We start from the raw sequence: 11,051 nt of genomic DNA on the forward strand, positions 1-11,051 counted from the left end.
CTTAGTTGTCCCCGCGGCGGCGGCGCAGAAGACCGACGGCAATCAAGGCCACGACCAGCGCCACAGACACCCACAATGTGTGGTCAAAGAATGGTTCTCGGGTGATACGGCGGGGGCGGATCTCGGCGTTCGTGAAGTAGATCACCCAATAGGCCGCGTAATGCACCAGCCGCCAGCCCACGAAGATGGCCGTGGGCAGCATCCAAAGCAGCTGTGTTGCCAATCCCGTATCGGTAAATGTCTTCAGGTTGTGTTTGAACCGCGCCCAACCGGCAGCGGCGGCCAACAGGAACAGCACCGGCAAGGTGGCCTTCAACAAGTACACGCGGTGCAGCCCGTTGGGGCTGCTCGACCCCTCGCCCGAAATGATAGATTGCCAGCTGTAATGGACCAGCACATCCGTCATCAGCGCAATGAACGGCAGCAGCAACCAGCCAATGGCGAAGACCTCGATCCGCGCTTTCTTCGCGTCGGAATAATTCTGGTGCAGGATGTCGACCCGCACATGGCTGTTGGTGGTGATGGCGTAGCCGAAGGCCGTCAGCATAGCGAAGCCGTACATCCACCACTGCGCATCATCGAGCCACGCCTGGTTGTTGCCCGCGCCGCGCAGGAACACCTGGCTGACAATAGCGATCATCAGGATCGGAAACATCCACGACACGACATTGCCGACATTGATCATCAGCCGGTCCGCGAACCCGTGCGTGTGGCGGTCCACCTCGCCGGGGTCCGAGATGGCAAGCACCTCTTCGACGTCTGGAATGGATTGATCTGACATGCCGTGTGCGCCCTCCCAAGCCCCCGTTACCGGGCCAAATAGAAGGCGGCACTCCGAGGTCGGAATGCCGCCATCCGCGTCTTTATATCCGCTTACCGGTCGCGGGGCAGATAAATGTTCTCAACCCAGGTTTTGTAACCAGCACGGTACTCTTGCAGGTCATCCCAGGTCTTTTTGAAATGCGCATCCTCGGAAGCGAGCTCGGCTGCAACCTCGTTCCATGCAGCTTCAAACTGGTCGAGCATCTCCGGCGGCCACTGCTTGATGGTCACGCCGTTCTTCTCGGTGTTCTCAACCATGGCCGCAAAGTTTTTCGCCTCACCTTCCGCAAGGTTGGTGGTGACGTTGGCCAGACATGCGGTCTGGATCTGGTTCTGCGCGATCTCGGACAGGTCTTCCCAGACGTCGACGTTGACGATCAGCTCAAACAGGGTCGAGGGCTGGTGCCAGCCGGGGAAGTAGTTGTATTTCGCGATCTTGTGGAAACCCAGACGCGCATCAATCAGCGGCATGGAGAATTCGGTCGCGTCAATCGCGCCGCGCTCCAGCGCCGGGAAGATATCGCCCGCAGCCAGCAGCGATGTTGACACGCCCAGACGCTGCATCACCTCGGCGCCAAGGCCGAAGAAGCGCATGTTCAGACCTTCAAGGTCAGCGACCGAGTTGATCTCGTTCTTGAACCAGCCGGATGTTTCTGGCGCGATCACGCCACAGGGCATAACCTTCACGTTGTAACCGGCCTGGTCGTACATTTCCTGCCACAGCTCAAGCCCGTCATCATACAGGATCCAGCCCATGAACTCGCCCGCTTCCGGGCCGAATGGCACAGCAGCAAACAGCGATGCAGACGGGATCTTGCCCTGCCAGTAGCCGGATGTGGCATAGGCCGCGTCAACCGAGCCATTGGACACTGCGTCTAGCGCTTCCAAGGTCGGGACCAGTTTGCCGGGATCAAAATGCTCAAATTCCACCTCTGTGGAGATCGAGTTGATGCGGTTGGTGAAGTCGACGCCCGCTGTGCCGAGAATTGGCAGGTTGGCGGAGAATGACGAAGTCATTTCGATGGTTTGCTGCGCCTGCGCGCCGGTGGCGGCCAGAGACGCGGCAAACGCGGTTGCGATTACTTTGTTCTTCATGTGGTTCCTCCCTGGGCCGCGGCATGCGGCCAGTTACTCCTTAGTCTTGGGCGCGCGATCAGCTTGGTGATCCTATGCCCGAAGAATCAGATTTGGGTAGACTGATTGGCCCGAGGTCGTCTGGCAACCTCGCCGGCCAAATCCGTTTTCTACCCAAATATGGGTAGAGCAACTGTGGCGACCTGCATTTTCTTCAAGCCCCGCCGCGTATTTTTGACTCACCGGCCTGATAAGTTTGCGAAAAAATCGAACAGTTCATCAGATTTTCTGATGCTTATTGGTAAGATTAAATATCCAATTCACCCAAATTTGTCGTTCCCCGCCCGCCGAAGCCCGCCCGGATGAAGGCCAAAAGACGCTCGGAGTAGTTGTGTTTCACGTAGCCTCGGGCCGTCACAATGCCGATCATCCGCTCGGTCATGGGGTCGGAAAGCGGAATGGCGCGGAACCGATTTTTGTCGCCATGGGCCGCGACGATTTCCGGCAAAATAGCTACGCCAAGACCTGCCTCTACAAGGTTCATCGCCGTCGTCGCGTTCTGCAACTCGTAGCGGACATTCAATGTGATGCCGGCGCGTTTCGTGACCTGATCGACAAGCAGACGCAACGCCGTTTTGGAATCCAGCAATATCATCGGAGTTTTGTCCAGATCCGTGACGCTGATTTGGTTCACTCCGGTATCAAATTGCGGCGGTGTGCAGGCCAACAGCTGATCGGTGATCAGAGCTTCGAATTCGAAATCCTTGATTCTTGCCACTTCGGGCCCAATGTAGAACTCCACTTTTTGCTGCTGCAGCAGTTCCAGACCTTCGGTTGGCGGGACCTCTCGTACGCTGACCACGCTGTCAGGGTAACGCCGCGCGAAGTTGTAAAGGATGTCGCCCATATAGGACGCGGCCAAGGTCGGCGCACAGCCAATCTGCACCTGCCCGCGCCGTCGCGCCGCAATGTTGGACAATTCTGACAACTCGGACTGCACGTTATCCATCGCACCTTTGGTGCGATCAAAAAGCCTCCGTCCCTCTGGCGACAGCGAGATCCGCTGCGCCTTGCGGACAAACAGGCGCAGGCCGACTTGGGCCTCCAGGTCCCTGATCTGCATAGAAATCGCCGACGGCGCACGGTTGGCGATCTCCGCCGCACGACGGAAACTGCCATGCTCGGCCACAAGCAAAAAGGTCTGCAGAAGCTTGAGATTGACCGCGTTCACGTGATCCCGCAGCTCTTCTGTTTGAGTTCTTCCAACGCGTCGGCTGCCAGCTTGCGTCGCTCAATCTGCGCGTTCAGCGCGCCCCCCAACAGCACCAGAAACGCGCTGAAATACAGCCACATCAGCAGCGCCACGACCGCCCCGATGGACCCGTACACCTCGTTGTAGCGCCCAAAATTGGACAGGTATTCGGAAAACCCGTAGGACGCCGCGGCCCACATCAGCACCGCAAATACCGCGCCGGGTGTCAGCCAGGGCGTGCGCCTGCTGTCCCGTTTGCGCGGACCGTAGCGGTAGATCAGCGCGATCCCCACCGTGATGACAAAGATGGCCGAACTCCAGCGCACCGTGTCGATCCAGCTTTTGGTCTCGACCGTCAGCGGCAACAGTGCCACCACAATCGGGGTCACAACCACAGCAGCGCCGGCCACCAACGCCACCACGACCAAAGTGATTGTCAGCAAGAAGGCCGACAGATACGCCATCAAAAAGCTGCGATTGGGGGAGCGGTAAATGGTATTCAGCCCCCGCATCATCGCCCCCACGCCAGCCCGCGCTGACCACAAGGCCAACAAGATGGAGACAAATGTCGCCCACCCCAAAGTCTCCCCCCGCGCCGAGGTGATACGCCCGATCTGCCCGTCAATCAGCGTGTAGATATCATCCGGCACGATGCCGCGCAGCAGGTTGATCTGGTCCTGAATGACCACCGGGTCCGCCATCAGCCCGAAAATCGCAATAATCGCCGCCAGCCCAGGAAAGATCGCCAGCATCCCGAAAAAGGCGATTCCGGCGGAAATCAGGCTCAGGTTTTGCTCGTCAATCTGCAACCACACGGCGCGCAACGCGTCATACCAGATGCCAACCGACGGGGGGAGATAGCGTTTCATGCCCTAGGGGTAGCCGATTTTACGGCCAATCGGCTAGCCGCATTTGGAATGGCCGCAGGAGGCGCAGGTCATGCACCCCTCGACCATGCGCAGATCGTACTGGCCGCAGCTGGGGCAGGCCTTGCCCCGCCGCTCACCCACAGCCACAACTTGGGCGGAGGGGTCTTGCTTCAGCCCCAGCCCCTCGCCGGCGATGAAACCGGTGGCAATCATGTGCTGCTCGATCACGCCGCCGATGGCCGCCAGGATCGAGGGGATATATTTCCCTTGCACCCAGGCCCCGCCGCGTGGATCAAACACCGCCTTCAGCTCTTCCACCACAAAAGACACGTCACCACCCCGCCGGAACACGGCTGAAATCATGCGCGTCAGCGCAACAGTCCAGGCAAAATGCTCCATGTTCTTGGAGTTGATAAACACTTCAAACGGCCGCCGGTGCCCGTTCAGCACAATGTCGTTCACCGTGATATACAGCGCATGCTCGCTATCGGGCCATTTCACCTTGTAGGTCTGCCCTTCCAGCTCCGCGGGCCGGTCCAGCGGCTCGGACATATACACCACTTCGCCGCCCTCCGGCACAGCGACGGGTTTGTCATCTTCCGCTTCGTTTTGGCTGGAAATACTCAAAACCGACCCTGTCACATCATTGGGCCGGTAGGTTGTGCAGCCCTTACAACCCTGATCCCAGGCGGCCATGTAGACCTCCTTGAAATCGTCAAAGCTGATATCCTCGGGGCAGTTGATCGTCTTTGAAATGGACGAATCCACCCATTTCTGCGCCGCCGCCTGCATCCGCACATGATCAAGCGGGGCCAATGTCTGGGCATTCACAAAATGGTCCGGCAGGTCCACATCACCAAACTTTTCGCGCCACAGCTGCACCGCGTAATCGACCACCTCTTCCTCGGTCCGAGCCCCGTCTTTCTGCAACACCTTGCGCGTATAGGCATAAGCAAACACCGGCTCGATCCCCGAGGATACATTGCCCGCATACAAGGAAATCGTCCCCGTCGGCGCGATCGAGGTCAACAGCGCGTTACGAATACCATGCTCGCGAATGGCGTCACGCACGTCCGCGTCCATGTCCTGCATAGCCCCAGAGGCGAGGAATGCGTCAGCATCGAACAGCGGAAAAGCCCCTTTTTCGCGGGCCAAATCGACCGACGCCAGATACGCGGCGCGGGCAATCGCGTGCAACCAGCGATCCGTCAGACGCGCCGCCTCCTCTGATCCATAGCGCGACCCAACCATCAACAGCGCATCCGCCAACCCGGTCACGCCCAAGCCAATCCGGCGCTTGGCCAATGCCTCCTGCCGTTGCGCCTCCAACGGGAATTTCGATGCGTCCACCACATTGTCCATCATTCGCACAGCGGTGCGCACCAAGTCGTCCAACGCCTCAACATCCAATTCCGCATGCGGCTCAAACGGCTCTGCCACCAGCCGCGCAAGGTTGATGGACCCCAATAGGCACGCACCGTAAGGCGGCAGAGGCTGTTCCCCGCACGGGTTGGTTGCCGCAATCGTTTCGCAATAGCTTAGGTTGTTGGCCTTGTTGATCCGGTCGATGAAAATCACGCCGGGTTCCGCAAAGTCATAGGTGGAGCGCATGATCAGGTTCCACAGGTCCAGCGCCTTGACGGTGCGCACGACCTCGCCACCAAAGACCAGATCCCACGACCCTTCCGCCTTCACCGCATCCATGAAGTCATCTGTGACCAGCACCGACAGGTTGAACATCCGCAACCGCGCCGAATCCTGCTTGGCTGTGATGAAATCTTCAATGTCGGGGTGGTCACAGCGCATCGTGGCCATCATCGCACCGCGACGTGAACCCGCCGACATGATGGTGCGGCACATCGCGTCCCACACATCCATGAAGCTGAGCGGCCCTGAGGCATCCGCCGCCACCCCTTTCACACCGGCGCCCTTGGGCCGGATGGTCGAAAAATCATACCCAATCCCGCCGCCCTGCTGCATCGTCAGCGCGGCCTCTTTCAACATGTCAAAAATGCCGCCCATGCTGTCCGGGATCGTCCCCATCACGAAGCAATTGAACAAGGTCACAGACCGCTCGGTCCCCGCGCCTGCCGTGATCCGGCCTGCGGGTAGATATTTGAAATCTTCCAATGCCTCGTAGAACTTGCCTTCCCACGCGGACGGGTCTTTCTCTGGCGCTGCCAATGCCCCCGCAATCCGTTTCCAACTGTCTTCCACGGTTACATCAATCGGCGTACCATCCGCTTCCTTGAAGCGGTACTTCATGTCCCAGATTTGGTCGGCAATGGGGGCAGCAAAACGGCTCATGTCGCAATTCCTGGCAGCTAGGAAGAAGGGTTAGAACCCTACTAATTGCACGTCCACGGGTCAATGAAAATCAGGCAAAACGCGCCAAGTTATCCACAACCCATAGCCCTTGAAACCCTAAGCCACCGCAATATCATGTATATCTTGAAGCAGGGGTGAGTCGTGGCCAAGTTCATTAACTTGATAAAACTATCCGTCGGCACGGAATCGGTCGAAGGGCTGCAAGACTGGCATGATCGTCCCCGCCCTGCGGGCGAAGATCGCACGCCCCGTCATGTCACCCGCATGTGGCCCAAACGGGAGGCCGAATTGCTGAACGGCGGCTCGATTTACTGGGTGATAAAGGGCGTGGTTCAAGCCCGCCAACGCATCATCCGGCTGGATGAGGTCATCCGCTCCGACGGCATCCGCCGTTGCGGGCTGATCTTCGAGAACAAGCTCATCCGCGTCGAGAATATGACCAAACGTCCCTTCCAAGGCTGGCGTTACCTGCGCCCCGAGGACGCCCCCAGAGATCTGCCCGAACACCGATCCCGCGAGGAACAACTACCTCCACAGCTCAGCGCCGCTCTGGCCGACATTGGGGTTCGTTGACGACCGGCTAGCGACTGGTAGAGAAAACGCTGGACCGCTCTTATCAAAGGCTTGCGAATAGCACCCGCTCGCCAGGACGGGACCATTCAATTCAGCGCCAATTTGGCCTTCAAAGCCGCCAGAAAGCCCGCATCTTCAGCGTTCAATTCCGAGGTCTTGGACGCAAACAAAGTCGCCTGCGATTTCAGCACCGGATCACCAGTCAAAATCTTCAAATGATTGGCCTCCAGCGTCGCGCCCGTCGACGTAATATCCGCCACAGCCTCCGCCGTCCCGTTCTTGATCGTCCCCTCGGTCGCGCCCTGGCTGTCGACCAGCTGGTAGTCGGCCACACCCGCCTCTTTCAGATGCTCGCGCACCAACCGGTGATACTTCGTCGCGATCCGCAGCCTAAATCCATGCTTGGCCCTGAAGCTCGCCGCCACCGCATCCAGATCATCCAGCGTGGACACATCCGCCCAAAACCGTGGCACCGCAATAATCAGGTCTGCAAACCCGAACCCCAGTTCCACCAGCGTTTCAATCTGCTCGGACCAAAGCGGTATCTTCTCGCGCACCAAGTCGGTGCCGGTCACCCCCAGGTCAATCCGCCCCGCCGCCAGCTCCCGCGGAATTTCCCCCGCGCTCATCAAGATCAGTTCGACGCCTTCAACCCCCGAGACAGCACCCGCATATTCGCGGTCGGAACCTGTGCGTTCCAGCGTCACGCCCCGCGCACCAAACCAGGCAAACGTGTCTTCCATCAACCGGCCCTTGGAGGGCACACCCAGCTTCAAACTCATGACGAGACCCTCAGCAACAATTCGGGCCGGATCACGCCACCCACCGCCGGTATCTCGCGCCCCTGCCCCAGCACGTGGGTCAGCGCATCATAACGCCCCCCAGAAGCCACGGGTGCAGCGCCATTGACCGCAAAGCCAAAGACAAACCCATCGTAATACTCCATCGAGGTGCGCCCGTAGGATCCCTCGTAGGCCACAGCCTCCACGTCTACGCCACGCTGTTTCAACGCGTTCAACCGCTTCGCAAAGCCCTGCGCTGCCGGTTTGATCGCCGGGAATTGGTTCGCGATATCCGCCAATTCCCCCGCCGCTTGCGCGGCATCCGCCGAGATTGCCAACAACGCGCTGACCGCATTCAATTCTTCTTGCGGTATGGGGGCAACCTGCATGTCCTCGCGCAACGCATTCAGCCTTGCCGAGACCTCGCCGGCACTGCGCAAGCCGATCTCTGGCCCCGCGCCCTTCACGATCTGGTCAACGTCGAGACCCTCAAGCGCGCCAATCAATTCCGCGCGCCCATCCGGCATATCGGCCTGCCCAGCAAACCGGTCCAACAAGGCGCGGAACCGCTTTGGACGCCAGATATGGCGCATCAGCGCGGCGCGGCGGCGCTCCGAGGTGGTCAGGCCCTGAACGGCAGCAATCAAAATACCGATATCGCCGATGGACGCCTGCAACGACGCATCTTTCAGCACATCCGAAAACAGCGAAAAGACCTCCGCATCCGCACTTGCGGGGTCTGTGCGATCAAACACCTCGTAGCCCACTTGCGTATACTCGCTGGCCCGGCCGGTGCCGGCTTCCTGCTTACGGAAAACTTCGCCCATGTAGGTGTAGCGCGCAGGCTCGGCGCCGTCTTCCATGTGGGCTTGTACGATGGGAACCGTGAAGTCCGGACGGAGCATCTGTTCCCCCAATACGGCGTCGGATGTCACATATGCCCGTGCGCGGATGTCTTCACCGTATAGATCAAGCAATAGGTCGGACGGCTGCAGAAGGTCAGCTTCGACAATTTGCGCCCCTGCCTCCTGAAACAGAGCGTACAACCGCATGGCTTCCGCCTTGATGTCGGATTTCGAGGGCACTTAGGCCTCCAGTATCTTTCGGATTTCAGCCACAAGGTCGCCGCGCTTGATCTCGAATTGCGCGGGCTGCTCTTTCCATTCTTCATGGGTGGCGGTTTCAGCGATCTTGGCCCCCAAGACGAGGTCCTTGATCTGCAGCACGCCTTTGTCAAATTCGTCCGACCCGGCGATTACTGCTACTGGCGCGTTGCGTTTATCCGCGTATTTTAGCTGGTTGCCGAAGTTCTTGGGGTTGCCCAGATAGACCTCCGCGCGGATGCCTTCGGCACGCAGCTCGCCCACCATCGCCTGATAGTCGGCCATGCGGTCGCGATCCATGACCGTGACGATTACCGGCCCGACCGTGTCTTTGGTCATCCGACCCTTTGCATGCAGCGCGGCCAACAGCCGGTCTACACCGATTGAGACGCCCGTCGCCGGAACTTCCTGCCCCGTGAACCGCTTCACCAGATCGTCGTAGCGTCCACCGCCCGCAACAGAACCAAACTGGCGGGGGCGGCCCTTTTCGTCCTTGATTTCGAAGGTCAGTTCGGCCTCATAAACCGGGCCGGTGTAATAGCCCAGTCCACGCACGACGGACGGGTCAATTTCAATGCGATCTGACCCGTAGCCTTGCGCATCCAGCAGCCCGGCGATCTGGCGCAACTCGCTGATGCCGTCTTGACCAATCGCCGAGTCCCCAACGGCGTCACGCAACCGCGCCAATGTGTCTTCCACATTCTCTTGCTTCGCCGTCAGAAACGCCAGCACCGGTGCGGCCTGGCTTTCGGACAAGCCAACACCGTCAATTTCCGCGCCCGAGGCGTCGGTGCGCCCAACAGTCAGCAATTCGCGCACGCCGCGCTCGCCCACCTTGTCGAATTTGTCGATGGTGCGCAAAACGTCGTCGCGGCGGGGATCGTCGGCAAGGCCCATGACCTCCAACACGCCGTTCAGCACCTTGCGGTTGTTCACCCTCACCAGATAGTCCCCGCGCGGGATGCCGACGCGCTCCAACACGTCCGCCAGCATCGCGCAAATCTCTGCATCCGCCGCGACCGAGCCAGACCCTACCGTGTCCGCATCACATTGGTAAAACTGCCGGAACCGCCCCGGCCCGGGCTTCTCGTTGCGCCAAACCGGCCCCATCGCGAAGCGGCGATAGGGGGTAGGCAAATCATTGCGGTGCTGAGCAAACACGCGGGCCAGCGGTGCGGTCAAATCATAGCGCAGCGCCAGCCAGTCGGCCTCGTCTTCTTGCCATGCGAACACGCCTTCGTTGGGGCGGTCCACATCGGGTAGAAACTTGCCCAGCGCCTCGACCGTTTCCACGGCAGAGCTTTCCAGCGCGTCAAAGCCATAAAGCTCGTAAACAGCGGAAATCTCGTCCAGCATCGCCTTGCGCTGCGCCACTTCTGCGCCAAAATAGTCGCGGAACCCTTTCGGGGTTTCGGCCTTGGGGCGGGACTGTTTTTTCACTTTGGCCATGGGCGCGCGTCCTGATCTGAAACTTATGGGTGGCAATAGCGAAGGGCTGGACGCAAGACAAGCAACCTGCCACATGGGGTCCATGTCTGAGAACACCGAACTTGAAGAACAGCTGGCCCATCTCACCAAAACGGTAGAGGAGATGTCCGACATCGTCGCGCGCCAAGAGAAAGAGATTTCCCTGCTCACTCACCGCGTCCGCACCTTGATGGAGCGGGAGGCTGAACGTCAGCAGGACGCCGGCGGCCATGTGGTTCTGGGCGACGAACGCCCGCCCCATTACTAAAGTGGTAACGCCGTGGTCGATTTGACGTCCTTCAGCACGAAACTGGACGTGACCGACCTGATATAGGGATTGCGCAGCAAATTGTGGGACATGAACTGTTCGTAGGCATCCACATCGTTGGTGCGGATTTTCAGCATATAATCCGCCTCCCCCGACACTTTCTGGCATTCCATGATCTGCGGCAGCCGTTGCACCAGTGACGTGAAGGCATTGACCGCCTCTTCGGTATGGTCATGCAAGCTGACGCTGGCCAAAACGCAAAGCTTTGCATCAACCATGGCCGGATCCAGCACCGCGACGCGGGCCTTGATGACGCCGCTCGCCTCTAAATCCTGCAATTTGCGCCACAACGTGCTTTGCGCCATGCTGCAGCGGTCGGACAATTCTGCCAAAGACAGCGATGCATCGCGTTGCAGCTCCCGCAATATGGACAATTCTTGATCTGATAATTTCATATGAGACAGTATTTCGGATTTTATTGCTCAAATCAAATGCCCCCTGCATGAGATTTGG

11 protein-coding genes are annotated in these 11,051 nt (G+C 59.2%); 2 read left to right on the forward strand and 9 right to left on the reverse strand.

All coding sequences use genetic code 11. From position 1 onward, the window contains the following. Nucleotide 1: 1 nt before the first annotated feature. From Q0899_RS08185 to Q0899_RS08205, 5 genes are all read right to left on the reverse strand, one after another. Nucleotides 2-781, reverse strand: coding sequence for a TRAP transporter small permease subunit (locus Q0899_RS08185; protein WP_298296559.1), 780 nt, complete (start codon nt 779-781; stop codon nt 2-4). Between the two features lie 92 nt (nt 782-873). Then, nucleotides 874-1,917, reverse strand: coding sequence for a TRAP transporter substrate-binding protein (locus tag Q0899_RS08190; protein WP_298296556.1), 1,044 nt, complete (start codon nt 1,915-1,917; stop codon nt 874-876). Between the two features lie 286 nt (nt 1,918-2,203). Further along, nucleotides 2,204-3,127, reverse strand: coding sequence for a LysR family transcriptional regulator (locus tag Q0899_RS08195; RefSeq protein ID WP_299192081.1), 924 nt, complete (start codon nt 3,125-3,127; stop codon nt 2,204-2,206). Continuing rightward, complete coding sequence (locus Q0899_RS08200) at nt 3,124-4,017, reverse strand: YihY/virulence factor BrkB family protein (RefSeq protein WP_299192114.1); 894 nt, start codon at nt 4,015-4,017, stop codon at nt 3,124-3,126. Before Q0899_RS08200 ends, Q0899_RS08195 begins: the two co-directional genes overlap by 4 nt. Nucleotides 4,018-4,050: 33 nt before the next feature. Further along, a complete protein-coding gene (locus tag Q0899_RS08205; RefSeq protein WP_299192116.1) occupies nt 4,051-6,324 on the reverse strand; it encodes an adenosylcobalamin-dependent ribonucleoside-diphosphate reductase in 2,274 nt (757 codons plus the stop codon). A gap of 162 nt (nt 6,325-6,486) precedes the next feature. Between Q0899_RS08205 and Q0899_RS08210 the strand changes: the two genes are divergently transcribed. Beyond that, nucleotides 6,487-6,918 carry a DUF1489 domain-containing protein gene (locus Q0899_RS08210; protein ID WP_299192118.1) on the forward strand — a complete coding sequence of 144 codons (432 nt, stop codon included), beginning with the start codon at nt 6,487-6,489 and terminating at the stop codon, nt 6,916-6,918. Nucleotides 6,919-7,004: 86 nt separating this feature from the next. Here the strand turns inward: Q0899_RS08210 and hisG are convergent, their stop codons facing one another. Genes hisG through hisS form a run of 3 tightly spaced genes read right to left on the reverse strand, consistent with a single transcriptional unit; the run spans nt 7,005 to nt 10,252 of the window. After that, entirely contained in the window at nt 7,005-7,700 is a 696-nt protein-coding gene (hisG, locus tag Q0899_RS08215; RefSeq protein WP_298296542.1) for an ATP phosphoribosyltransferase, read from the reverse strand. Next, on the reverse strand, nt 7,697-8,785 hold the full coding sequence (locus Q0899_RS08220; protein ID WP_299192121.1) for an ATP phosphoribosyltransferase regulatory subunit: 1,089 nt from the start codon (nt 8,783-8,785) through the stop codon (nt 7,697-7,699). Before Q0899_RS08220 ends, hisG begins: the two co-directional genes overlap by 4 nt. After that, nucleotides 8,786-10,252, reverse strand: a complete 1,467-nt coding sequence (hisS, locus tag Q0899_RS08225; protein WP_299192123.1) for a histidine--tRNA ligase — start codon at nt 10,250-10,252, stop codon at nt 8,786-8,788. It abuts the gene before it with no gap. 82 nt (nt 10,253-10,334) lie between these two features. Here hisS and Q0899_RS08230 point away from each other — a divergent pair, with 82 nt between their 5' ends. Further along, a complete protein-coding gene (locus Q0899_RS08230; protein ID WP_298296534.1) occupies nt 10,335-10,538 on the forward strand; it encodes a SlyX family protein in 204 nt (67 codons plus the stop codon). Here Q0899_RS08230 and Q0899_RS08235 read toward each other — a convergent pair. Continuing rightward, complete coding sequence (locus tag Q0899_RS08235) at nt 10,535-10,993, reverse strand: Lrp/AsnC family transcriptional regulator (RefSeq protein WP_299192125.1); 459 nt, start codon at nt 10,991-10,993, stop codon at nt 10,535-10,537. The two genes, Q0899_RS08230 and Q0899_RS08235, sit on opposite strands and share 4 nt — an antisense overlap. Between the last annotated feature and the right edge of the window lie 58 nt (nt 10,994-11,051).

It is taken from the genome of uncultured Litoreibacter sp. (genome assembly GCF_947501785.1).
GTDB lineage: Bacteria > Pseudomonadota > Alphaproteobacteria > Rhodobacterales > Rhodobacteraceae > Litoreibacter.